18 protein-coding genes and 1 tRNA gene are annotated in these 25,792 nt (G+C 42.3%); 16 read left to right on the forward strand and 3 right to left on the reverse strand.

Translation table 11 applies throughout. The features are described 5' to 3' along the window. The first annotated feature begins 34 nt into the window (after nt 1–34). From NVS78_RS06015 to NVS78_RS06070, 12 genes are all read left to right on the forward strand, one after another. Nucleotides 35–2,530 carry a DUF5686 and carboxypeptidase-like regulatory domain-containing protein gene (locus NVS78_RS06015; RefSeq protein ID WP_286358470.1) on the forward strand — a complete coding sequence of 832 codons (2,496 nt, stop codon included), beginning with the start codon at nt 35–37 and terminating at the stop codon, nt 2,528–2,530. A gap of 105 nt (nt 2,531–2,635) precedes the next feature. Next, the gene (lptB, locus tag NVS78_RS06020; RefSeq protein ID WP_041504347.1) at nt 2,636–3,367 is read left to right on the forward strand and encodes an LPS export ABC transporter ATP-binding protein; all 732 of its coding nucleotides are present in this window, start codon (nt 2,636–2,638) and stop codon (nt 3,365–3,367) included. 62 nt (nt 3,368–3,429) lie between these two features. Then, nucleotides 3,430–3,511, forward strand: a tRNA-Leu gene (locus NVS78_RS06025). Between the two features lie 79 nt (nt 3,512–3,590). Then, on the forward strand, nt 3,591–4,943 hold the full coding sequence (tig, locus tag NVS78_RS06030; protein WP_286358347.1) for a trigger factor: 1,353 nt from the start codon (nt 3,591–3,593) through the stop codon (nt 4,941–4,943). 119 nt (nt 4,944–5,062) lie between these two features. Continuing rightward, the gene (locus NVS78_RS06035) at nt 5,063–8,389 is read left to right on the forward strand and encodes a SusC/RagA family TonB-linked outer membrane protein (RefSeq protein WP_286358348.1); all 3,327 of its coding nucleotides are present in this window, start codon (nt 5,063–5,065) and stop codon (nt 8,387–8,389) included. Then, nucleotides 8,389–9,843: a RagB/SusD family nutrient uptake outer membrane protein gene (locus tag NVS78_RS06040; RefSeq protein WP_286358349.1), complete on the forward strand. Its 1,455-nt coding sequence runs from the start codon at nt 8,389–8,391 to the stop codon at nt 9,841–9,843. The genes NVS78_RS06035 and NVS78_RS06040 overlap by 1 nt, the downstream gene beginning before the upstream one ends. A gap of 5 nt (nt 9,844–9,848) precedes the next feature. After that, nucleotides 9,849–10,541 carry a DUF4843 domain-containing protein gene (locus tag NVS78_RS06045; protein WP_286358350.1) on the forward strand — a complete coding sequence of 231 codons (693 nt, stop codon included), beginning with the start codon at nt 9,849–9,851 and terminating at the stop codon, nt 10,539–10,541. Continuing rightward, nucleotides 10,541–12,055, forward strand: a complete 1,515-nt coding sequence (locus tag NVS78_RS06050; RefSeq protein WP_286358351.1) for a PKD-like family lipoprotein — start codon at nt 10,541–10,543, stop codon at nt 12,053–12,055. Before NVS78_RS06045 ends, NVS78_RS06050 begins: the two co-directional genes overlap by 1 nt. A gap of 142 nt (nt 12,056–12,197) precedes the next feature. Beyond that, nucleotides 12,198–13,091 (forward strand): cation diffusion facilitator family transporter, encoded by an 894-nt coding sequence (locus NVS78_RS06055; protein WP_286358352.1) that lies wholly within the window; start codon nt 12,198–12,200, stop codon nt 13,089–13,091. A 9-nt stretch (nt 13,092–13,100) separates the two neighbouring features. Continuing rightward, nucleotides 13,101–13,727 carry a DUF5715 family protein gene (locus tag NVS78_RS06060; RefSeq protein WP_286358471.1) on the forward strand — a complete coding sequence of 209 codons (627 nt, stop codon included), beginning with the start codon at nt 13,101–13,103 and terminating at the stop codon, nt 13,725–13,727. Between the two features lie 183 nt (nt 13,728–13,910). Then, nucleotides 13,911–15,011 carry a redox-regulated ATPase YchF gene (gene ychF / locus NVS78_RS06065; RefSeq protein ID WP_041504355.1) on the forward strand — a complete coding sequence of 367 codons (1,101 nt, stop codon included), beginning with the start codon at nt 13,911–13,913 and terminating at the stop codon, nt 15,009–15,011. A gap of 68 nt (nt 15,012–15,079) precedes the next feature. Continuing rightward, on the forward strand, nt 15,080–16,381 hold the full coding sequence (locus NVS78_RS06070) for an NCS2 family permease (protein WP_286358353.1): 1,302 nt from the start codon (nt 15,080–15,082) through the stop codon (nt 16,379–16,381). A 21-nt stretch (nt 16,382–16,402) separates the two neighbouring features. On the opposite strand, the gene NVS78_RS06075 is transcribed toward NVS78_RS06070, so the two are convergent. After that, nucleotides 16,403–17,467 carry an RluA family pseudouridine synthase gene (locus NVS78_RS06075; RefSeq protein ID WP_286358354.1) on the reverse strand — a complete coding sequence of 355 codons (1,065 nt, stop codon included), beginning with the start codon at nt 17,465–17,467 and terminating at the stop codon, nt 16,403–16,405. Next, complete coding sequence (locus NVS78_RS06080) at nt 17,464–18,288, reverse strand: PASTA domain-containing protein (protein WP_286358355.1); 825 nt, start codon at nt 18,286–18,288, stop codon at nt 17,464–17,466. Before NVS78_RS06080 ends, NVS78_RS06075 begins: the two co-directional genes overlap by 4 nt. Before the next feature lie 205 nt (nt 18,289–18,493). Here NVS78_RS06080 and NVS78_RS06085 point away from each other — a divergent pair, with 205 nt between their 5' ends. Together NVS78_RS06085 and NVS78_RS06090 are read left to right on the forward strand one after the other, a co-directional pair. After that, entirely contained in the window at nt 18,494–20,239 is a 1,746-nt protein-coding gene (locus tag NVS78_RS06085) for a LysM peptidoglycan-binding domain-containing protein (RefSeq protein ID WP_286358356.1), read from the forward strand. Between the two features lie 189 nt (nt 20,240–20,428). Next, nucleotides 20,429–22,612 (forward strand): RelA/SpoT family protein, encoded by a 2,184-nt coding sequence (locus NVS78_RS06090; protein WP_286358357.1) that lies wholly within the window; start codon nt 20,429–20,431, stop codon nt 22,610–22,612. Here the strand turns inward: NVS78_RS06090 and NVS78_RS06095 are convergent. Then, on the reverse strand, nt 22,609–23,871 hold the full coding sequence (locus NVS78_RS06095; RefSeq protein WP_286358358.1) for an Nramp family divalent metal transporter: 1,263 nt from the start codon (nt 23,869–23,871) through the stop codon (nt 22,609–22,611). The genes NVS78_RS06090 and NVS78_RS06095 overlap by 4 nt on opposite strands. A gap of 121 nt (nt 23,872–23,992) precedes the next feature. Between NVS78_RS06095 and NVS78_RS06100 the strand changes: the two genes are divergently transcribed. Next, the gene (locus NVS78_RS06100; protein WP_286358359.1) at nt 23,993–24,922 is read left to right on the forward strand and encodes a calcium/sodium antiporter; all 930 of its coding nucleotides are present in this window, start codon (nt 23,993–23,995) and stop codon (nt 24,920–24,922) included. 326 nt (nt 24,923–25,248) lie between these two features. Further along, complete coding sequence (locus NVS78_RS06105) at nt 25,249–25,656, forward strand: immunoglobulin domain-containing protein (RefSeq protein ID WP_286358360.1); 408 nt, start codon at nt 25,249–25,251, stop codon at nt 25,654–25,656. Nucleotides 25,657–25,792: the final 136 nt, after the last annotated feature.

The raw sequence follows: 25,792 nt of genomic DNA on the forward strand, positions 1-25,792 counted from the left end.
GCAATGAAAAATTTAAAAGTGGGAGATTTTGAATATGATGAAACGCGCAAAATTCATTCTATTTTTATTTTTGTCTTTATGGATTACCGAATTATCGGCACAAACAACTAAAGTACGCGGACGGGTGACCGATGCCAAAACGGGAGAGCCTTTACCTTTGGTAAGTATCTCTTTTGTCGGAACTACGATCGGAATTACCACGGATTTTGACGGGTATTATACAATCGAAACCCGCGCTGAAGTGTCGGAGATTATGGCGGCTTATCTTTCTTACGAGCGGCAGGTGGTAAAGATAAAGCCTGGGGCATTCAATACGGTGGACTTTAAATTGGTACCGGTTGTTACGGATTTAGAAGAAGTGATGGTGACTCCAGGGGAGAATCCTGCTCATGCTATTTTGCGTAATATCTCTAAAAATAAGAGACGAAACAACCCGGCCGAGAAGGATTCTTATCATTGTTCCACTTATACCAAAATGGAACTGGACGTGGCCAATATAAAACCGGAATTTAAAAATAAAAAACTACAAAAGAATTTCGGCTTTATATTTCAGTATATCGATACCTCTGTTGTAACGGGTAAAGCTTATCTGCCCGTTATGATTTCGGAAGCTTCAGCTGACTATTATTATCGGAAAAATCCCCGCTTAAGCAGGGAAATTGTAAAAGCCAGCCGTATATCGGGCATAGAAGAAGATTATACCCTGGCCCAATTCACGGGGCATCTGCACGTGAATGTGAACCTGTATGATAATTATATTAATATTTTTGAAGTAAATTTTGCCAGTCCTTTAAGTGAACACGGATTGATGTATTATAAATATTTTTTGGTGGATAGCATCCAGAAGGAAGGGAGAAAAATATATAAGATTCGTTTCCATCCCAAGGGAAAATCGATTCCGGTGTTCGACGGAGAGATCAATATCGATTCTTTGACCTGGGCTTTGGAGTCTGCTACCTTGCGTATGGTAAAGGGGTTAAATGTAAATTGGATTCGAGATTTGGTGATTGAAAATACCAACGAGCTGGTGAATGATTCGACCTGGTTTTTGAAACAGGACAAAATCATGGCGGATTTTACCGTGCAAATGAAAGATTCCTCTAAGTTGATATCTTTTATGGGACACCGGCAAATCGACTATTCTGATGTAAGGATTAACGAGGATATTCCGCCGGAAATTGCCAGGTTGGATAATGATATGATATTGAGTGAGGATGTGTTGAAGAATGATGAAAGTTATTGGCAGTCGGTGCGTCCTTATCAGTTGAGCGAACGGGAACGGAACATCTATAATATGGTAGACTCGATAAAGAATGTGCCCTTGTATCAAAACATATATGATTTGATCAATACGGTGCTGTTCGGTTATTATCCGGTGAAAAAATTGGAGTTGGGACCTTATTATAAGTTATTCAGTTTTAATAAACTGGAAGGTGCGAGATTCCAACTGGGAGCCCGTACCACGAGTGAATTCAGCAAGAAAATACGCCTGAGCGGTTACGGTGCTTACAGTACGAAAGACAATGAATTTAAAGGAGGGGGGAGTGTGGAGATCGTATTCAATACGTTGCCGACTTCCAAAATGACGATCGGGGGTAAACATGATGTGCTTCAATTGGGTGCGAGCGAAAATGCTTTCACTACCGGAAATATTTTAAGTTCTATTTTCTCCCGGGGTAATAATGAAAAATTGACGCTTGTCAATCAATTTGATTTACGGTATGAAAAAGAGTGGTGGTCGTGGTTTACCAATACTTTTGCCTATGAATACAGACAGATGTTTCCTACCCCTTATGTGGATTTTTTCCGTCCGGATAGTATGGAGGTAAGCCAGATCCGTACCTCACAATTCCGCTTGGGATTGCGTTTTTCTAAAAATGAGGTCGTGGTACGCAAGACTTTCGACAAGATGTCTATGGGGTCTAAATACCCTATTGTCGGTATAGATTTGATTGGCGGTGTAAAAGGTGTTTTTAACAGCCAATACAATTATCAACGTTTGGAGCTCTCCGTTAAACATGATTTTACGATTGCTCCGATAGGTTACAGTGACGTTATGTTGTCCGGAGGAAAAATATTCGGAAAAGTTCCCTATCCTTTGTTGAAATTGCATGAAGGAAATGCAACCTATTTCTATGATCCTTATGCTTTTTCTTGTATGAATTTCTATGAGTTTGCCTCGGATTTATGGGGAGCTGTTTTTTGGGAACATCATTTCCGGGGATTTTTCTTGAGTAAAATTCCGTTGATGAAGCGGTTAAAGTGGCGCGAGGTGGCGACGATAAAAGCGTTGTGGGGATCTTTGTCCGATAAAAATAACGGAAGCCGACCCGACACGGAAGCTTTGTTGCTCTTTCCCCAAGGAATGTCTTCGGTTTCGAAACCTTATATAGAGGCTGGGTTCGGTGTCGAGAATATATTTCGATTTATTCGTATCGATGCCATGTGGAGAATAACTCATCGGAAGGATAAAGATAGGCAGGACGTGGATAATTTTGCCATTAATTTTTCCTTGCATTTGAATTTCTGACGGAGTGTTATCGTATAGGCAAATTGTCTCTTTTGATCATTTTTGGGTAACGGCTTTTACTTTTACGTCGAAAAGAATTATCTTAGCGCGATAAAACTGAATAATATGAAATTAAGGGCTGAGGATCTGGTGAAAAAATACAAAAGCAGAACCGTCGTAAAAGGAGTTTCGGTTAACGTGGAGCAAGGGGAGATCGTGGGATTGTTAGGGCCGAACGGGGCAGGAAAGACGACCTCTTTTTACATGATCGTAGGTTTGATCAAACCGAATGGCGGACGTATTTTTTTGGACGATACGGAAATTACGACGGAGCCGGTATACCGGAGAGCTCAATTGGGGGTCGGTTATCTGGCGCAGGAAGCCTCCGTATTCAGACAACTGAGCGTGGAAGATAATATCAAAGCCGTGCTGGAGATGAGTAAGTTCCCGAAAGATTATCAAAAGCAACGTTTGGAAGAGATGTTGGATGAGTTCGGGTTGCAACATATTCGAAAAAGCAAAGGTATCCAGCTGTCGGGGGGAGAACGTCGGCGTACGGAAATTGCGCGGGCTTTATCCATTTCTCCGAAATTTATTTTGTTGGATGAACCGTTTGCCGGTGTCGATCCCATTGCCGTGGAAGACATTCAGAGTATAGTACAGAAATTGAAAGAGAAGAATATCGGTATTTTGATTACGGACCATAATGTACAGGAGACCTTGTGTATTACCGACCGGGCTTACCTGTTATATGACGGACGTATATTGCAATCGGGTTCGGCGGAACAATTGGCGGAAGATCCGGAGGTGAGGCGCGTCTACTTGGGAAAGAATTTTGAACTTAGAAGGAAAAAATAAAAAAAGGTTTAAAAATTTTGGAACTGATAAAAAAGCACTATATTTGCACCGCAAATTAGCAAGCGGGCGTGGCGAAATTGGTAGACGCACTAGACTTAGGATCTAGTGCCGCAAGGCGTGGGGGTTCGAGTCCCTTCGCCCGCACTTGAGAAAGAGCTGGCCGCCTTCATTTAGGTGGCTTTTTTGTTTGTTTTATCATTATTATCATTTATCATAGAGAAGTATGAATATAACACAAACCCAGATCGATGACCTTAACGCAACTCTTAAGGTTCAATTAGATAAGGATGACTACGCTACCCGCGTGAACGATGCATTGAAGGAGTATCAGAAGAAAGCAGTAATTGACGGTTTTCGTAAGGGCAAGACTCCCTTTGGGATCATAAGGAAAATGTACGGTAAGGCCGTGTTGATAGAGGAGATCAATAAATTGATAGGAGAAGGGCTGACCAAATATATTCAAGACAATACACTGAATTTGCTTGGGGAACCGCTTCCTAACGAAACGGAAGGACAGGATTTGAATTTGGATCAGGAGAATTTCGAATTTACTTATGATATTGCATTGGCTCCCGTGATGAATGTGAAGTTGAGCAAGCGTGAGAAAGTACCTTATTATACGATAAAGATTGATGATGAAATGATAGACAAGCAGGTCGAGAGTATCTGTAAAAATAGCGGAAGTCTTGAGGTCGTTGATGTTGTTGAAGGGACAGAGTATTTGAAAGGTGAGCTGATCGAATTGGACGAAAACGGGAAACCGAAAGAGGGAGGAATTCGCAATGAGGATGCTTCTGTTTCCGTGTATCATATGAAGGACGAAGAGGCTCGTAAAGCTTTTATCGGGGCAAAAGCGGGAAGTGAAGTTATTTTCAATCCGGCAAAAGCTTATCCGAATAAGACTGATTTTGCCGCCATGTTGGGAGTAAGTAAGGAGGAGGCTGAGAAGGTTAAGTCTGATTTCTGTTTGATTGTCAGTGAGATAAAAAGATATATCGATGCGGAAGTTAATCAGGCTTTGTTTGATAAGTTATATGGAGAGGGTGCGGTAAAGAGTGTGGAGGAGTTTCGTGCTAAAGTAAAAGAAGATTTAGAAAACCAGTTTAAGGGACATAGTGAATATCGTTTCTCTGTGGATGCTCGCGATAAAATGCTGAAAAAGAATGAGGATGTTGTTTTGCCGGAAGCTTTTTTGAAACGTTGGATGGTAGCTACGAACAGGGAGATGACGCCCGAATCGGTAGAGAAGGATTTCGATTCTTATCGGGAGGAGTTCAAGTGGCAGTTGATTAAGACTGCTATGGTTAAGGAGTACGAAATAAAGGTAGAGGATGAGGATATGAAAGGAATGGCTCGTGAGATTGCAGCAGCTCAATTGCAACAATACGGATTGTACGGTCTGACCAATGAACAGTTGGACGGTTTTGCCGTTCGTTTGTTGGAAGATCAAAAGCAACGTGCCAATATGTACGAGAGAGCTTTGGAGAATAAAATCTTTGCTACGGTGAAAGAAGGTGTAAAATTAGAGGAGCAGTCGGTAACGATGGATGAATTCGGAAAATTGTTTGAAAAGTAATTTTTTTTCCAAAATAGAAGAAACTGCCGGAAATTTTTTTCCGGCAGTTTCTTTATGTTTTCTATTGTTTTTAACATGTTTTGTTTTTAAAATGGAACAGATTGCTCTATTTTTGCTGTATGAATAAAGTCTTGTATCTGATCTTGTTATTGCAATTTGTTTCGTGTTTTACTTTTGCTCAAGCTCGGCATCCCGCTAATATAAGGATAAGTGCAGATTTTAAAGATACCCCCATTTTAAAGGTATTGGAAGAGATAAAGCAAAAGAGCGGAATCAGTTTTTTATGTAATCACGAGCAAGTTCGGGAACTCCCTCCCGTTACCAAACGTTTCCGGTCGGAGACGATAGAAAATATATTGAAATTTTGCTTGAAAGATTCCGGACTTGATTTTCAGTTTGTCAATCGTGTTATTATTATTACTCCCCAAGAGCCTGGAATGATAAATAAAACGGAGATTTCCGGTCGGGTATATGATATCTCCGGACTTCCTTTGCCCGGGGTGACCGTGAAGTTGGATGGAACTGTTGTCGGGGTCTCCACGGACCGGGAGGGGCGATTTCGGTTGGATATTTACCCTCGTGAAGCGGGAGTTCTTCTTTTTTCTTTTGTCGGGATGAAATCGCAAAGGATTCCGATCATTCAGGGGCAGACAACGGGTATAAGTGTCTTTCTGGAAGATGATCCGGAATTGATAGATGAAGTGGTGATTACCGGTTATTCTAATTACGCGAAAGGTAGTTTTACCGGAAACTCGACAACTATTTCCGGAGATAAATTGCTGAGGGTTTCAAAAACCAATCTTTTGAGTGCCATTCAGACGTTTGAACCTTCTTTCCGAATCCATGGGAATAATGAATGGGGATCTGACCCGAATACCTTGCCGGAGCTTTACGTGAGGGGGCGGTCGGGTATAGGAGTGACGGAGTTAAGCAAGGAAGATTTGACGAAGTCTGCCTTAGAAAATAATTCCAATTTGCCGACATTTATTCTGGACGGTTTTCAGATTGATATTCAGAAAGTGTACGATATGGATATGGATCGGGTGGAGAGTATCACGATTTTGAAAGATGCGGCGGCAACGGCAATGTATGGTTCCAGGGCTGCCAATGGCGTTATCGTTATTACCACTCGGGGAATACAGCCGGGGAAATTGCATGTCGGCTATCGTATGAATGGGGAGGTTGCGTTTCCTGATTTGTCGGATTATAATCTGATGCATGCGACAGAAAAAATTGAAACCGAACGGTTGGCAGGTTTGTTCGAACCGAATAATGCCTCTTCTGAGGTAGCGGGACTTGCAGAGTACAATAATAAGTTGAAACAATTGGCTAAAGGAGTCGATACCTATTGGCTGTCGAAACCGGTACGTGCGGTTTTCAATCATAAACACTCGCTGGTTGTGGAGGGAGAGACCGGAAACCTGCGAGTGGGGGTGGACTTTCTTTATTACCGTCAGAACGGTGTTATGAAAGGTTCTTTCCGAAACCGGACCGGTGGAGGTTTAAACTTCGATTTTCGTTATCGTTCTTTACAACTTCGAAACAGGATATCTTATTATGCTGTCCGATCGGAGGATTCCCCTTATGGGGTATTTAGCGATTATACGAAACAGCTGCCTTACGACGAATATCGGGATGATAAAGGAGACGAACTGCCTTATTTACAGAATTGGCATTCCGGCCCCTTGAAACTGAATCCTCTTTATGAAGCCGGTTTAAAGAGTTTTACTTATTCGAATTACGATCAATGGATCAATAATTTCGATATAAACTGGTATGTGAATGATTACCTCTCTTTTAAAGGAGGAATCAGTGTGAGTCTCCGGACCTCGGAGCGGGAGGAGTTCACGGATCCGCGTTCCTTGAAACCGGTAAATCTGGAGAATACATTGAAAGGCTATCTGGACATAAAAAAGGGAAAAGCTCCGGAATGGAATACGAATGCTTTGGTAACCTACGACAGGTCGGTGGGAGTACATTATATTCATATGACGGTAGGAATAAATGTTCGTTCTTCCCGGACTGAGTATATATCTTCTGCTTACCGGGGATTTGCTTCAGGGGATTTACATTCTCCCAATTATGCCATGGAAGTCGTTGTAAAACCGACGTTGGGAGAGGTGACCAAAAGACTTTTGGGTGTATTCGGGAGTTTGAATTATGCTTATCGCTCGATCTATTTGTTTGATGTTGCCGGGCGTGTGGACGGTTCTTCCGAATTCGGAAAAAATAGGCGGTTCGCCCCTTTTTGGTCGTTGGGTGCGGGAATCAATCTGCATCATTGCTCTTTTATGAAAAAATGGTCTGCTGTGGATCGTCTGAAGGTAAGGATGAGTTACGGGCAGACGGGTAAAGTGGATTTTCCTGCCTATTGTGCCATCTCCACTTACGAGGTGACTTTGGATGACCTGTATAAAACGGGTTCCGGGGTTTTGATGAAGACTTTGGGAAACCCTAATTTGAAATGGGAACGGACCAATACGATGGATATCGGGATGGAACTGGAACTGTTTAAGGGGGTGTTGGCTTGTAATTTGAGTTATTACGATAGTCGCACGTGCGATTTGATTACGGATGTGACGATTGCTGCCTCTTCCGGTTTCCCCTCTTACAAAGATAATTTGGGAGAGGTACGGAATCGGGGAATCGAATTGTCATTGAGAGGAAACTTGATAAATAAATCCGATATTTATTTGAATGTGTATGGTAATTTGTCGCATAATCGGAATCGAATAATGAAGATTTCCGATGCCTTAAGAGAGTATAATCGAAAAGTTGACGGGTACTATGGAGACTATCACGAGGGACTGAGTGATTTAAAATATACCCGTCCTTTGTTGAAATACGTGGAGGGGGGATCTTTAACTGCCATTTGGGGAATGCGCTCTTTGGGAATCGATCCTTCCACGGGGAAGGAGCTGTTTCTTGGTCGACGAGGAACGATGACACAAGAGTGGAAGTCCGGAGAACAAGTTGTCATTGGAGATTACGAACCGGATGTTCGCGGAGCTTTCGGATTTAATGTGAAATACAAGGGATGGGCATTATTCGCCTCTTTTCTTTATGAGTTCGGAGGACAGCGATACAACGAGACCTTGGTTCGAAAGGTGGAAAATGTAGATATTGCCGAAGAGAATGCAGATCGTAGGGTTTTGTTGGAAAGATGGCGTAAACCGGGGGATAAAACGTTTTTAAAAGATATTCGGAATAGGGAGTTAACCCGGCCGACTTCCCGTTTCTGTCAGGATTATAATGTACTCTCTTGGGATGCGGTGTCGTTGGGATATGATTTGGATCGAATAGGGACGGAACGTTTGGGGATAGAAACCATGAGACTGGAATGGAGTATGAATGGTGTGTTTCGTTTCTCCTCCATAAAAGAAGAGAGAGGTATCTCTTATCCTTTTGCCCGGAATATGAGTCTTACTTTAAAAATGTCTTTTTAATGAAATCGATGTTGAGGATAATAGCTGTTTTGAGCGTATTTGCGTTTACCTCTTGTGAAAAATGGTTCGAGGTAACTCCGGCCGGAGAGGTGGCGGAGGATGATCTGTTTCGGAATGCAGAAGGATTTCGGAACTCTCTGAACGGAATATATCAGGGTATGAGCAGGGCTTCACTTTACGGCCAGGAGTTGTCCTGGGGTTTCATCGATGTGTTGGCACAGTATTATGACGTGAGAAATTGCGATGATATCGGTTATCGGGTAGTTATTGATGCGGATGATTACAATTATTCTCACGCGACCGTTCGGCCGAGATTGGATACGCTATGGATAAATGCCTTTCATTTGATAGCCAATTGCAATACCCTCCTAAAACGGGTAGAAAGGGCAGATTCATCTTTGTTCAGGGATGGACGCGGGGAGCTGGAGAGGCGATTGATAGAGGGAGAAGCATTGGCTATTCGGGCTTTTCTTCATTTCGATATATTACGGCTTTTTGCTCCGGCTCCTCTCGTTCATAGTGGAGAGAAGCGGGTGCCTTATTGTGATCAGGCCCCCTCTGTTAATTTCCCTCGCTTAACAACGGAGGAGGTGTTGGAGAAGGTCATCCGGGATTTGAAAAAAGCCAAAAGGTTGACAGCACCGTTTGATACCCTTTACCAAACTCAAATTATGTTGGTGGATTGTCGTTTAGGAGATTCGAAATTGGCCGGGGTAAGCGATTTCTTGTCTTTTAGGGGATATCGGTTAAATTATTATGCTATATGCGGTTTATTGGCCCGGGTGTATCTCTATCGGGGGGATAAGGAGTCGGCGATGAGAGAAGCGGAGAAAATAATTTACTCTTCTCTCTTTTATTTTACAGAACCGTCGGAAGCTAAAAAGGGGAATTTAAAACTATATGATGATGTTATTTTCGGACTGTATAATAATAAATTGGTTGATATATACGGAGCTTTGAATGCTGAAGGGCGTACCTCTTACTCCTATCTTTTTTTGAAAGATCGAGAAGAGCTCCGGGATAAGGATCCGAATGACGTGAGGGTGGACGAAAGTTTGGTGGTTAAACGAAAGGATAGGGACGTATGTGGTAAGTATTTTTACGTGGCTCCTCCGGCTTATCGCTTAAACAATAAATTGATACCCGTATTGCGTCTGAGTGAATTGTATCATATCTATATCGAATGTGTATATGATTTGGTCGGAGAAGAGAGAGCGAAGGCGGTGTTCGCCTATTTACGCTTTTGCCGGGGATCCCGACGGGAACTCTCCTTGGGGAGTAAGGAGCGGCTCTATCGTGAACTATTGCGGGATGCCCGCAAGGAGTATACGGCTGAAGGACAGTTGTTCTATATGTATAAAAGACTGAATCGGAATATTACGGTTGATGGTGAGACCTATGGAATGTCGAAGAATTTTGTATTTCCTCTTCCGGAAGTAGAGACTAATATATGATGAAAATGCGGAAAATAGGATGGATCGTTTTGTGGATTCTTGTTTCTTGTTCTTGTGGTAAGTCCGAAATGAAAATGTTCGGCGGAAAGAATTATGTCTATTTTGCCGGACGTTACGATCGGGATAGCGTCGAGGTATCCTTTTATTTTCATCCGAATACGAAAGTGTTGAGTATCCCGGTTCATTTGAAGGTCTCCGGAGATTTGCTGACTGAGGATAAAACATTCGTGATTGAAGCGGACGAGTCTTCGACGGCGGAAATTTCCGATTATACTTTGCCGGAGTGGAAATGGAAGGCGGGGAAAGTTGAAGATTCTTCTTTTCAGGTGATTTTGCACTATTCGCCCAAATTGGAGACCCGAGTTGTCCGTTTGGTTTTGAAAGTCGTGGAGAATGAAAACTTTTTACCGGGGGATATGCCTTACCGGAAAAAGATCATTCGATTTTCTGCTTTAAAATCCAGGCCGTTGTGGTGGAATGATAAGATTACGGACGAATATTTGGGACCTTATACGGAGAAAAAATTGGATGTTTTCATGGAAATTACCGGGGTAGGCGATTTGACAGGACTGGATGAAAACAGAATACGTTCTCTGGCGGTTCAGTTCAAGTATAAACTTATTGAAGAGGCAGAAAAGGGAAATATTATTCAAGATGAAAACGGTCCCATGTATAAAACGGTAAGTGTAAGCGTGTAATGAGAAAAATTGTTTTAGGAATAGGGATATGTTGTCTCTTGTATGGTTGTTACAGGGATAAAGGAAATGATGACTATGTTCCCGTCAACGAAATTGTCATTCGGGGAATCTCGGCCCTTTATCAAAAGAATGCGGGGGAAATATTGGAGATAAAACCGGAAGTTTATTATAGTTACGATACGATGGCTCCGAAACATTGGGCTTATCGATGGAAGATCCAAAGGGGTAAAATAATAGGTAATCAGCAGGATTTGCGTTATCTGGCTGATACGATCGGAGAGTTTGAATGCTATTTTAGCGTTAAGGACAGCGTCAATGGTATTGAGTATGTTAAGGAGTTTATGTTGCGGGTGACGTCCCGTTACAATAAAGGATGGATGATATTATCCGAAAAGGATCAGATTTCCCATCTTTCGTTTATTCAGGAGAGGTGTCGGGGAAAAGAGACGGAGTATACGGCCTATCCGGATGTGTATGAGGTCGAAAACGGAGAGGTGTTGGGAAGTTCCCCGGTAAAATTACGAGAACATTGGCCGGGGAGTGATTATTCGGAGGCCGCCGGGGAAGTGATGGTCATGCAGAAAGGCGGACAGGGGTGTGTGGAATTAAACGACGTCTCTTTCCGGAAGGTGATGCATACGCGGGATGAGTTTCTTGAAAAAAATTATCCGCCGGGTTTTGTCATTAAGGATGCGCTTCACGGGATTTGGTCGGGTTATTTGCTTAGTGAAGATGGCGGTTTGTATTTTCGGAAGTATTTGACAAATGAAATATTGCATAGTGGAGCTTTTATGCAATTTAAAGCGGCTTACGGGGGAGAAGAGCTTCAGGTCGAACGATTGGTGCTTACCGATTATCAAAAGGTCCCTTTCTTTTTGTTGTACGATGAACGGCATAGAAGATTTTTGTGGATTTCTGATGCTGAAAAAGATGCGACTCGTATTGAAAAATTATATTATAGGGAGGAAAGACCGACCGCATTTATGGATATCACGGGATTACCTTCCGGTGTAAACTTGTTGTATATAGGGTATTTGAGCGAGGAGTACAAGAGTTGTGGATTTTTAGTGCTGTTGCGACGGAATGATGAAGTGATTGTCCAAACTTTTTCTGTTACCCTTGATCGGGAAATTATAAATCCCTATGCGGTAAAATTCAAACGTCCGGATCTTTTGGATGGGAGAAACGTAATGGCCCTTTTGCCTAAGCGTGGGTATTTACTTTTTTCGGGTGGTATGGATCGGCGGGGGTTGTATTGTTATGATCCTGTTTCTAATGATATCAGGCAAGTATATCTATTCGATAGTCCGGTATGTTCGATAGCTTATAATTCGGACGTGACAGACCGGACGAATACCCGGATCGGAGTAGGACTGGAAAATGGGACCTTCATTGTTCTGGACGCCTCTTCCGGTTCTATTATGACAGGTCTTGTCCCGTTATATACTTCAGCTACTTCTTTTGGACGAATCGTCGATGTTGTTTATAAAATGCAACTTAAAAGTGCATTGTAAGCTGCTTTCGTCTCGAAAGTAGCACCCTTATTCTTTGGATTACGAGAATTGAAGCAGGATGATAAAGAGAGGAAAAACAGGGAATCGTTTTTAAGTAAATGAGGTATTATTTTTATCTTTGTTCAAAATTATTTGACAGGAGATGGATGAGAAAAATCGGGAAAAAGAGATCTATCGGGTAACAATCATAGGTTCTGTTGTAAATCTTTTATTATTGGCTTTTAAATTTATTGCCGGAATATGGGGGAAGAGTAGTGCTATGATAGCGGATGCCGTACACTCTTTATCTGATTTTGCGACGGATGTGGTTGTTCTCTTTTTCGTGAAGGTCTCCGCAAAACCGAAAGATGAGGGACATGATTACGGACATGGGAAATACGAAACGTTGGCGACAACGATTATCGGGTTGATATTGTTATTGGTCGGGACCGGTATCTTTTGGAACGGGTTGAATCGTATTTTAGCCGTGACGAGGGGAGAGGAGATTGGCAGTCCGGATAGGATCGCTTTAATAGCGGCTATTGTTTCGATTGTTTTAAAGGAGATTTTATATCGTTATACTCTTTCGGTGGGGAAAAAAGTAAATAGTCAGGCTGTCGTCGCTAATGCCTGGCATCATCGTTCGGATGCATTTTCCTCTGTCGGAACGGCTTTGGGCATTGGCGGAGCTATTTTTTTAGGAAAAGAGTGGCATGTTTTAGACCCGGTTGCAGCGGTTGTCGTGAGTATTTTTATAATAAAAGTTTCAATTCAGTTGATGACTCCCGCTTTGAACGATTTATTGGAACGCTCTCTCCCGGAAGAAGTGGAAAAAGAAATTTTGACCGTTATAAGTGAAGATGTGCAGATAAAGGACCCTCATAATTTGCGAACGCGTCGTATAGGAAATGATTTCGCCATAGAGATTCATGTACGTGTCAACGGTGAATTGACGGTGAGGGTGGCTCATATGATTGCAACGGGAATCGAAGAGCGTCTGCGAAAGAAATACGGTCCCCGCACGCATGTTGCGGTGCATGTAGAACCGGAAAAATAACGTGGTGTGATGCAGGTATACAGGTTGTTTATTTTAATGTGTTTCGTTTCGTGCGTGCTCGTTTCGTGCGGAGAGAAAAAAGCGAAAAGGCCTTTTGTATATTTTAGAAATTATTCCCGTACATTCAATGATTTGAATAATAGGCATATCGATGCTGCTAAGCGCTTGGGAATAGAGCCTCTTGCTTCTTCTGGTGAATTTAAAAGAGCAAGTAGAAAGTTGAAAAAGATCTCTTCCTGCGGATTGTATCATGTGGATGAGTTGACCCATTCGATTCCTTATTTGGTTCCGGAGGCTTATGATTTGCTGGAAAAAATTGCAGAGAATTTTAAAGATTCGCTTCGTGCCAAAGAGCTTCCGGGACATAAACTTATTGTTACGAGTGTATTGAGGACAGGAACAAGCGTTAACCGATTGAAGAAGAAGAATCTGAATGCCAGTTCTAATTCGGCTCATATATACGGGACTACCTTTGATATTGCTTATGCTCGTTACAAGCGAAAAGGGTCGAAATCGGAGACCAGGGATAAGTTGAAAACCGTATTGGCCGAAGTACTCCGGGATTTACGTAAGCAAAAAAGATGTTACGTCCGTTACGAGTATAAACAGGGCTGCTTTCATATAACGGTACGGTAAAGGTTTTAATTGTAAATTCAGCAATTCATACCCGTGTACAGACAAGACAGAAAGTATGGTAAGATGCTGCATTAGCTTAAAAATTGATTATCTTTGCGGACTCGCGCGAGCAGAAGGAGAGAAGGATCTTGTTATTGCTCGATAGCTTTAATTTGATGTATAATTAATTGATAATAATATATTATGAGTCTACAATGTGGAATCGTCGGTTTACCGAACGTGGGAAAATCGACCTTGTTCAATTGTTTAAGTAATGCGAAAGCCCAGTCTGCTAATTTCCCTTTCTGTACGATAGAACCGAATGTAGGGGTAATAACTGTGCCGGATAAGCGATTGAATAAATTGGTGGAATTGGTACAACCTCAAAATGTAGTACCAGCTGTGGTCGAGATCGTGGATATTGCCGGATTAGTAAAAGGGGCCAGCAAGGGAGAAGGTTTGGGTAATAAGTTTTTGTCTAATATTCGGGAAACGGATGCTATAATTCATGTATTGCGTTGTTTTGATGACGATAATATTGTCCATGTGGATGGAAGTGTTGATCCGGTAAGAGATAAAGAGATTATAGATACGGAGTTGCAGTTGAAGGATTTGGAGACGGTTGAAAATCGATTGTTGAAAGAGGAGAAAAGGGCGAAAACCGGAGGAGATGCCTACGCGAAAAGACTCGTGGAAGTATTGTATCTTTATAAAGAGGCACTGGAGAGAGGGGAGTCCGCCCGGTCTGTTAAGTTGACCGACTTACAGCAGGAGGTTGCTAAGGAGCTGATGTTATTGACGAATAAACCGATTTTATACGTTTGCAACGTGGATGAAGTATCTGTTGTAAAGGGTAATAAATACGTGGATGCGGTTCGAGAGGCCGTGAAGAACGAGGGTGCAGAGGTTTTGGTGATTGGAGCGGCCATTGAAGCGGATATAGCCGAATTGGAAACGTACGAGGAGAAACAGATGTTCCTTGAAGATTTGGGGTTGGAAGAGGCAGGAGTCAATAAATTGATCCGGACGGCTTATAAGCTGTTGAATCTGAGAACTTATTTTACGGCAGGACCGAAGGAAGTTAGGGCGTGGACGTTTAAGAATGGAATGAAAGCACCCCAAACCGCCGGCATTATTCATACTGATTTTGAAAAAGGATTTATTCGGGCGGAAGTTATTAAATACGAGGATTTTATTGCTTTCGGGTCGGAGGCTAAATGCAAGGAGGCGGGAAAAATGTCCGTGGAGGGAAAAGATTATGTCGTGCAGGATGGCGATATGATGAATTTCCGGTTTAATGTATAATAGGTGGAAGAACGATAATCAAAACGGTTTTGCTTTTTATAAGGCATAACCGTTTTTTAATTGTGCTTATGAAGACGTTGACTCGATTATTCGGTTTTGACCCGCGTACGATGCGTGTAAAGACAGAGGTAATGGCCGGAGTGACCACTTTTTTGACGATGTCGTATATTTTAGCAGTGAATCCAGATATGCTGTCTGCTGCTGCCATGGATAAAGGTGGGGTTTTTACGGCAACGGCATTAGCCGCGGCTGTCGCTACTTTGTTAATGGCCGTATTGGCCAAGTTGCCCTTTGCTTTGGCTCCCGGAATGGGGCTGAATGCTTTTTTTGCTTATACTCTGGTACAGGCCATGGGATTTTCTTGGGAACAAGCGTTAACTGCTGTATTTATCGAGGGGATAGTCTTTATTTTGTTGACTCTTTTTAATGTGCGTGAATGGATAGTGAATGCTATCCCTGCCTGTTTGCGTCAGGCCATTTCCGTGGGCATAGGTTTGTTTATTGCTTTTATCGGGTTAAAAAATGCAGGAATTGTAGTCTCTGATCCGGTTACTTTTCTTGCGTTGGGGAGGTTTACCCCGTCGGTCGTATTGGCCATGACGGGTATCGTTTTGGGAGGTGTATTGTTGGCCAGGCGTGTGAAAGGTGCTCTCTTTTACGTGATATTGGTCTGTACTTTGATCGGAATTCCTTTAGGTATTACTCAGATCCCGGAAAGCTTTTCGCCGGTTTCTTTACCGCATTCTCTTGAGCCCGTGTTTCTTAAGTTTGATTTTCATGCATTGTGGGATCCCGATATGTTGATTGCCATATTCTCTTTGATTTTTATGGATATATTTGATACATTGGGAACTCTTGTAGGGACGGCTAACAAGGTCGGAATGGTGGAACCCGACGGAAAAATTCCCCGGATAAAAAAAGCGTTGTTGGCTGATGCGATAGGAACGACGGCCGGAGCCGTTTTAGGGACATCTACGACGACAACCTATGCCGAGAGTACGGCAGGAATTGCGGAAGGAGGACGTTCCGGACTTGTGGCTTTTACGGTCACCTTGCTTTTTTTAGCCTCTCTCTTTTTTGCACCTCTTTTTTTGTTGGTTCCCAGTGTGGCGACGGCCGGAGTTTTGGTAATAGTAGGCGTATTTATGTTCGATGCCGTGGGAAAGATTAATTTCGAAGATATGACAGAAGTACTTCCTGCTTTTGTAACGATACTTATGATGCCTTTGACTTATTCCATTGCCGAGGGGATCGTTCTGGGAATGTTGTCTTATACTTTTTTGAAAGTGTTGAGCGGAAGGTATCGTGACCTGAATCCGGTCATGTATGTTTTATCCTTATTGTTTATATTGAAATATATATTTGTTTAACAGCGCTTGAGAGAAGGAATACTACTCTTCCGGCTCTCTGTTTATAACGTAGTTTCTCCATTTGGAGATGAGTTGTTGCATGTCGTCCGGAATTTCCGAATCAAAGGCCATGTATTTTTCCGTCGTCGGGTGAATGAACCCCAAGGTTTTGGCATGTAAAGCCTGACGAGGGCAAATGGCAAAACAGTTTTGTACGAATTGTTTGTATTTGCTGAAAGTCGTTCCTTTCAGTATTTCATTGCCGCCGTATTCCGGATCGTTGAATAACGGATGTCTGATATGTTTGAAATGAGCCCGGATTTGATGGGTCCTTCCGGTTTCAAGTACGCATTCAATGACATTTACATATCCGAGACGTTCCAGTACACGGTAGTGGGTGACGGCATGTTTGCCGTATTCACTGCCTTCGGGAAAAACGCCCATGACTTTCCGGTTGGAAAGATTCCTGCCGATATTGCCGATGATCGTACCGTTATCTTCTTCTAAATTGCCCCAACAGACGGCAACGTATTTCCGGTCGGAAGTTTTATTGAAAAACTGTAAAGCAAGTTTTGTTTTGGCTTCTTCTGTCTTGGCAATGACCAATAGTCCGGAAGTATCTTTGTCTATCCGATGAACAAGTCCCGGTCGGGGGTCATTTTCTTTAAAAAGAGGATTGTCTTTTAAATGCCAGGCTAAGGCATTGACCAACGTACCCGTGTAGTGGCCGAAAGAGGGGTGTACCACCATACCGGGCGCTTTATTTATGATTAGCAGGTCATCGTCCTCGTAAACAATATGGAGTGGAATGTTTTCGGGAATGATCGTGATCTCTCTTTTCGGATGAGACATCATCACCGAAACCACCTCTTTGGGTTTTATCTTGTAGTTGGGTTTTACAGGTTTCCCGTTTACCAATATATTACCCGCTTCGGCGGCATCTTGTATTTTAGTACGTGAGGCGTTGGGAATCCGGTCTACCAAGAATTTGTCGATTCGTAAAAGAGCCTGTCCGGAATCCGCTTCCAGACGAAAATGTTCGAATAACCCTTGTGCTTGTTCTTCCTCTTCGTTCAGTTCGTCTATATCTTCTATTTCTTCGATCATTCTTCTTGTGTTTCAATGGAAAGAGAATCCTGTACAGCTAATTTTTCCTGATCTTTTGTCAAATAAACCGTTAGGTAACTTCCTAATGTAGTCTTAGGATGTTCTTCGATATCCGGCGTTTGTTGGTAGATAAAAGCTTCAAGTCGATCTTGTGGAGTACGGATGGTTTCATCTGTAATAACCTCTCCTAAATTTAAGAAAGAGAACAGGATAAGAGTTTTGGCCTCTTCTAAGGTTTTGCCCCGTAAATTCGGGATGAAAATCTGGTTATTACTTGTATTCCCATCCCCTAATACGATATCGATACTCTCTCCTTTTTGGATAATATCTCCGGGTTCGATAGGTTCCTCCTTGTACATGAAACCCAATACCAGATTCTTAAAATTGGAGGAGGTATATTTTAGTCGGCCGATATTAAAACCGATATTTTTTAACTTTTGTATGGTCTGTCTGAATGCCGTGTTTTTTAGATTCGGAAAAATCAACTTTTCCGGAGCGTTGGCATTGATGGTGAGTTGAATGGTCCGGCTGTTTTTTACCTTGGATTCGGGAGACGGAAATTGCTCGACGACAGTTCCCGCTTTCGCGTGATCGTCGTAGATAGAGTCGATAACGACGGCGAATAAATTTTTTTCTTGAAGAAACGGAGTAGCCTCCGAAGGCGTGAGTCCTCGTAGATCAGGTACGGAAATGTATTGACCGTGCAGAGTATAGCTATCTAAACGTTGGAGAACAACGTAACCGATGAGAAAAAGAAGTAACACGGCTACCAGCAGGTTGATGCCCCAGAATATGATTTTTTTTGTATTGAATACACTCATAAAATTTTACGTGTTTGAATATTTCATCTTTCCGATTTTTTTTATTCAGAATGATGGATTGATCTCTTTCCCTGGCAAAAATAGCAGAGATTTTTCAATTATCTATTACTATTTTACTATTTTTGCTATGAAAAGGGATTTTGGTATTTTGTAAAACGAGGATTCCCTTTATGAAATGGATTGTTTATTGTAAATGAAAAATAATATGATCAGAATTGTATTGTTGCTTGTTTTTCTTGGGTGGATAGGAGGTATAAAAGCGCAAGACGTAAAGATTGAGCGCTCTAAAGAGATGGTCGTATGGAAAGGAAAAACATATTACCTGCATACGGTGGAACCCGGCCAGACTTTGTTTTCCATTTGCAAGGCTTATGGGGTTAGCGTGGAAGAAGTAATGGTGCTGAATGAGAAAAAAGACAATAATTTGACTATTCATGAAATATTAAAGATTCCTTACGTGGAGCCTTTTAAACGTTTGGATAACCAATTTTATTATCATAAGATCAAACCCAAAGAGACCCTGTACTCTTTGTCCCGGAAATTTGGGATCCGTTTGAAACGTATACTGAAAGATAATCCGGAATATAACGAAAAAGATCCTATCCCGACGGGTTCAGTCGTTCGTTTGACTTTAAAACAGATAGATAAGGATGTTTTGAATGCTGAATTGGCATGGGAGGACAGGCAGGTCAGGGAGGAAGCGGAGGTGGAAGCCTTACGGGTTGCTGCTCAAACCGTGAAAGATGAGGTCGATCGGGAGATAAAGAGGATAGAAGAGGAGGTACAGCACCCGATATCGACTTATGCGGAACGTCCGGTCTTTTCCTATCGGGTAAGAGTGGCTTTGCTTTTGCCTTTCTATTTGAATAATAATCAATATCCTGAAGAGAAACCTGTTGTATTGGACTCTCTGACGGTCGACCAGCAAGAAGAGAAATGGAATTTATATTCGAAGTCGGAACCTTTTGTACAGTTTTATGAAGGGATATTAATGGCTGTCGATAGTTTAAAAAAAGCGGGATATTCGGTTGATCTTCAGGTGTTCGATACGGAACGGGATCCGGGTAGGGCACGGATGATAGCTAACGAGTTGAATCGGTTCAATCCCCAATTGATATTAGGGCCTGTGTATGCCAATACTTTTCAAGTCGTGGCGGATCAGTTGTATGATAAGACCATACCCATGGTATATCCTTTATCTGCCCGTACGGAGGAATTGGGGCGCTTCCCGAATTTTATTCAGGTGAATACCTCTGCAACGACATTGCTCGAAAATATGGCTGATTGGGTCGTGAAAAATAGTATCGGGGCTAATCTTGTGGTTATTCGTCCGTCCGGGGTTTCCGCCAATTCGGAGGAGAGTCAATTGCCGTATTTGGTAAGATATCGGCTGCAACCGGATATGGAGATGAAAACGATAAATTGGAGTTCGAGTATAACGGTAGATTCGTTGAAAATGCTTTTGAAACCGCATACGGAGAATATTATTTTGTTTCCTACGGTTAATGAAGCTGCGGCGAGCCGGGTATTACCGGTATTATCGGCTTTGCCCGATAGCTATAAGATAACGGTTGTGGGTTTTCCGGATTGGTTGAAATTTACGACATTGGGAGATGACGTGTTCTTTAAACTGAATGTGAAGTTGTTTATGAATAGTTATGTCGATTATCAGTCGGAAGCAGCCCGGAAGTTTGCAGAACAACACCGGAAATATTTTTACTCGGAACCTACCCCGATTGCGAATCGAGCTTTTGATATCGGATTGTTTTTTATGAAACAGGTCGCTGATTACGGCAGGCAGGTATTAGGTCATCTGGGAACGGAGGATGAGGAGGCTTTATTCACGAGGTTTAAGTTCAAAATGTTACCTGGAGGCGGGATGGAGAATTGTGGATTGTATTTGGTCCATTTCCGTTCTAATTACGAGATAAAAATAACACCGGTGAATTAAAAGTTTCTTTAAGAGCATGTTATTATTTTTCTGTGCTTGCCGTAGAAAAATAGTTATGTATCGATGACACGGTCGTCGTGATTATTGTCGTTCGTCAATTGGCTTCCCCTAAATCATGTTAATTGAAAATGGACGGCACTCTTTTTGCAGCGATTAATCAGTTCGTATAAATCACTAAAATTTCGCAGTATGGCAGAAGATATAGCCAAGGAGATTATTTTAAAAAAGTACAGGTTACTTTTGAAATCATGTAAGAATTTGATCTCTAAAGAGGATATTCGTTTGGTCCGTAAGGCATTTAATATGGCTACGAGAGGGAGTAAAAATATGCCCGGGGCAGATAGAGAAGAGATGTTTCGTATGTTGGAAGTGGGGCTTATCATTACTTCCGAAATAGGATTGGGAAGGACCTCGATTATTTGTGCCATGTTACATAAGGTAGCGGAGAGTGACGGTTTGTCAGAGCTGGAGATTCGGGAGTTGTTCGGTGAGAAGGTAGCCCAAATTCTGTCCGGTTTACGCGATATCAGTCGTATCTATGCAACGCATGCGATTGTGGATTCGGATAATTTTCGTAAGCTATTGCTTAGCTTTGCGGAGGATGTACGCGTGCAGTTGATTTTTTTGGCCGAAAAAATTTATGATTTGCGTCGGGCGGATTCGTTTCCCCGTGAAGAACAATTGAGGTTGGCTCGGGAAACGAGGTTTATTTATATACCGTTTGCGCATCGTTTGGGATTGTATAACGTAAAGTCGGAAATGGAGGATCGGGCTTTACGTTACGAGGAGCCTGAGATATACGAGGATATCTCTCGTAAATTGGAGGATTCGAAAGATACCCGTGAGAAATATATCGCGGAATTTATAGCTCCCGTCGTGGAAGAATTGGATCGACGAGGTATAAAGTATAAGGTAAAGTATCGTACGAAAACGATTGCTTCCATTTTGAATAAGATGCGCAAGAAACAGGTAGAGTTCGAGGAGATATACGATATTTTTGCCGTTCGCTTTATTTTGGATAGCCGGGGAGCGGAAGAGAAAGCCGATTGCTGGCGGGTATACTCTATCGTGGCCGATAAATATACTCCTAACCCGCAACGTTTACGAGACTGGCTCTCTGTGCCAAAATCGAACGGATACGAGTCATTGCAGACAACTGTTTTGGGTCCGAACAATCGTTGGGTAGAGGTGCAGATCCGGACCGAACGAATGGACGAAATAGCCGAGCGAGGATTTGCAGCCCATTGGAAATATAAAGGAGGAACGGCAGATAAGGCGATTGAAAACTGGTTAGCCGAGTTGAGGGATATTTTGGAAAGTCCGGAGGTCGGGGCTGTCGACTTGTTGGGGGATATAAAAATTAATTTGCAGGATAAGGAGGTACATGTGTTTACTCCGGCCGGAGATTTGAAAACCTTATCGGCAGGTGCTACTTTGTTGGATTTTGCTTATGCCATTCATACGGATGTCGGATCAAAGTGCGTGGGAGGAAAGGTGAATCAAAGGAATGAAACCCTGCGCTATGTTTTAAAGAACGGGGATCAGGTTTCTATCTTAACATCTAATAATCAGCAACCGAGTGCCGACTGGTTGAATATCGCGGTAACTTCTAAGGCCCGGAATAAGATCCGGCAATACCTGACCGAGCAATCGAGAGCGCAAGCGGAGTTAGGTAAAGAGATGCTGATGCGCCGTTTTAAAAACTGGAAGTTGGAATTGACGGATGAGGTGATAAGACGTTTGCAACAGCATTATAAGTATAAATTTGCCATTGATCTGTATCAGGGAATTGCGGAAGGGAAACACACGATGACCGAAATTAAGGAGTGGGTCACGAAACCGAAAGAGGAAGAAAAACTTGTTGTGCCAGCGAAAGAGGTACAGATCATTCATCCTAAAAAGGTGGATGAAGATGTTTTGTTGATTGACCGGAATGTGGACAATGTCGTTTATAAGTTTGCCCAGTGTTGTAATCCTGTTTTCGGAGATGAGATTTTGGGGTTCGTTTCGATCGGAGAGGGAATTAAAATTCACAGGAAGCAGTGTAAAAATGCCATGGATTTGGAAAAGCGTTATCCTTATCGGATCGTAAAGGCGCAATGGACGAACGGGGGTGCTACTTCTTATCAGACGATCTTAAACATTGTCGGACGGGAAGATGCGGGGATGGTGAATAAAATCACAGAGGTGATTTCGAAAGACCCGCGTGTTACCTTGAAAGGGTTATCCATTAATTCCAGCGAGGGATTATTCGATGGAAAAATTACGGTATTGGTAGGAAATACGGAACATCTTTCCCAATTGATTTCCCGATTGAAACGGATTCAGGGCGTGATGAGAGTCGCCCGGCATGATTCGGTTATTGAAAATTAAAAGAAACTGATTAACAGCATAATATTTAACAGGGTAACAATTCCGCCGATTGCGTAAAGTAAATATTTCGTATAGGTGGAATTTTTATATTTTCCCATGACCTTTTCGGAAGAGGTGAGATGTACTTGTAGAAAAATAGTGATGGGAAGTTGTATGCTAAGTGCCATTTGAGAGTAGATAAGTCCTTGAAATGGGTTGGAAACAATTAAAATCAGTCCGAAAGCCACGATCAAAGAGATGAGTACGCCCCACCGGGAATGGTTGTCTTTGATGTCGTAAGGTTCCTTGAACATACCGGCGAAAATGGAGCCTGCAGCCATGCCTGAGGTAATGGTAGAGGCTACCCCCGCGAAGAGTAGAGCGACAGCGAAGATGATAGCTGCATTGTTTCCCAAAAGAGGCTGGAGCAGGGTATTGGCTTGTTCTAATTCCGTAACGGGAGTTCCGTGTTTAAAAAAGCTGGCCGCGGCTAAAAGAATCATGGCGCTGTTGATCGCCCAACCGATGAACATCGAGAGGATGGTGTCCGCGTATTCGTAACGTAATTGTTTTTTGATCACTTTATCGTCTTGAATATTCCATTGCCTGCTTTGAATGATTTCCGAGTGTAAAAACAGATTGTGCGGCATGACGACAGCTCCCAATACGCTCATGATAATGACCATGGAGCCCTGAGGAAATGAGGGAGTTATCCAGGCTACGGTAGCGGTGTTCCAATCGATATCGACTAAGGATAATTCGTAAATGAAAGATAAGCCGATAATGGACACGAAAGCGATAATCCATTTTTCAATGATCCGGTAGGTATTGGTGAAAAGCATAATCGTAACGAAGAGTAGAACCAACAAGGAACCGGCCTTTATCGGAATATGAAAAAGCATTTCCAGGGCGATAGCTCCGCCTAAGATCTCGGCCAGTGAGGTCGAAACGGAAGCTAATACCGCGGATCCGAGGATTAAGTTGGCCTGTTTAGGTTTGAGGTGGGTTGCCGCTGCCTCCGACAAACAAAGACCGGTGGCTATACCCAAGTGAGCCACGTTATGTTGTAGAATAATTAACATGAGGGTAGACAGGGTAACCATCCAGAGGAGGGTGTAGCCGTATTCGGCACCAGCCGCCAAATTGGAGGCCCAATTTCCCGGATCTATAAAACCGACCGTTACCAGTAAACCGGGACCGATGTATTTCAATATTTCAAGCCCGCCGAAATTCGGATGATGTTTTGCTGTACTGAATGATTGCTTTAAATGTTTAAGCATAAGTTCTTTTGTAAAAATAGATTTATTTTTGAGTGTATAGACTAAATTAGTTTATAATTTTGAAACTTCAAATATATTCTTTACGATTGTAAGAGGAAAAGAGTTTATATAATAGATGAATATGGTACTGAGTGTAGTTTTAGTTGTATTATCCCTGGCGATTCTTTATTTCGGGGCGGATTTTTTAGTAAAAGGAAGTTCATCCATGGCTGTTCGGGCGGGAATCTCCCCTTTGGTGGTCGGCCTGACGGTTGTTGCCCTGGGTACGAGTGCTCCCGAATTGGTGGTTAGTATAAAATCGGCCTTGGAGGGTATCGGTAGTATCGCTGTGGGAAACGTGATCGGTTCCAATATTTTTAATATTTGTGTGATTTTAGGGATTTCCGCCATGATCTGTCCTTTGCAGGTCGATAGACGGTTGATTCGAATCGATGCCCCGATCATGCTTATAGCTTCTCTTCTTTTTGTGCTGTTGTTTAGCGATGGGCATTTCGGACGACTCTCTGGAATTCTGTTTTTGGTGGGGATTGCGGGATATATGTTATTTTGCGTATATAAGGCTAAAAAAGGAGAGGCTATCGAAGGGGAACAGGAGATAAAGCCGACGAAAAGTTGGTTGTTGGATGTAATTCTGGTGATAGGCGGATTGTTGTTATTGGTTTGGGGATCGGATATGTTGGTGAAATATGCCGTGATCATTGCCAAAGCTTTGGGATGGAGTGAAGCCGTAATCGGATTGACCATCGTTGCTGCCGGAACGAGTATGCCGGAATTAGCGACTTCCGTCGTTGCCGCCTTAAAAAAACGGACGGACATAGCTATCGGGAATGTAATAGGTTCCAACATATTTAATTTATTTGCCGTGCTGGGAGCTACGGCAACCATTGCTCCCATCCGGACAGATCAGATTAATGTATTGGATATGGCTGTCATGCTGGGGGCGGCTATCATTGTACTTCCTTTTATGCGTACGGGATTTCGAATTGAACGTTGGGAAGGAATAGTACTATTTATTATTTATTTGGTTTATACGCTCTATTTATTGATATAATTTTCAGTGCCTTCGGATTTCTAAAGCGCCAAAGTGACCTTGATTGACAGGATGGTATCATCACGAGTACTCGTGGCCGATGCGGTGAAATGGGTAAAAGTCAAAGAGTAATGATAAACGTTTTCGCATATGAATGTTACGTGTATTTAATTTGAGATTATTCTTATAAAATATAATCTATCGATAATCTACTGTTTTATAATGCGGTACGAGTGCTCATCGTGTTGTAAAGATCGAATACGATCAATAATTTAATTGTTATTATTGTTGGCGTGTGCAATTATTTTATCTATTTTAGTAAAATATATTAATTAAATCACATAACCATGAAGAAGAAATTGTTATTTGTTTTGGTATTATTTATGAGTTTTACCGGGTTTAAAAACGGAGAGGTAAAGGTATCGGAGGGTTTATATATGACGAAGGGAATCCTTCGGGGTACGGCGATTCAACCCGTAATAACCGAGAAAGTTCCTAAAACTCTTGTTGTTAAGGGTTTTGAAGGCCAGATTATTTCGTTTTATATTGTATATACCTCGCAACCAGAGGCTACCTGCGAGGTGTATAAGGATGGTAATCTGTATAATGGGGATATCGAAGTGCAAAAGAAAAAAGTAACTGTTACTATAAAAGAGGCAAAGACGAGTGATTCTGGCAAATATAAAATAGTACTTAGAAATACGGCAGGAACGACCGATGTATCATTTGATGTGACGATATTGGCTGATCAGTGAAGATAAATTTATAACCTTATTGGGAATGATTGTTCCGAGAAAGGGTTTTGACCGTTTCCGGAACTTTTTTTAGTTGTAATTTTATTTTCCTGACCTGACGATTCTGCTTCTCTCGGTTATGGCGGAACAAGGAGAT

Source organism: Gabonibacter chumensis, assembly GCF_024741215.1.
GTDB classification, from domain to species: Bacteria; Bacteroidota; Bacteroidia; order Bacteroidales; family Marinifilaceae; genus Gabonibacter; species Gabonibacter massiliensis.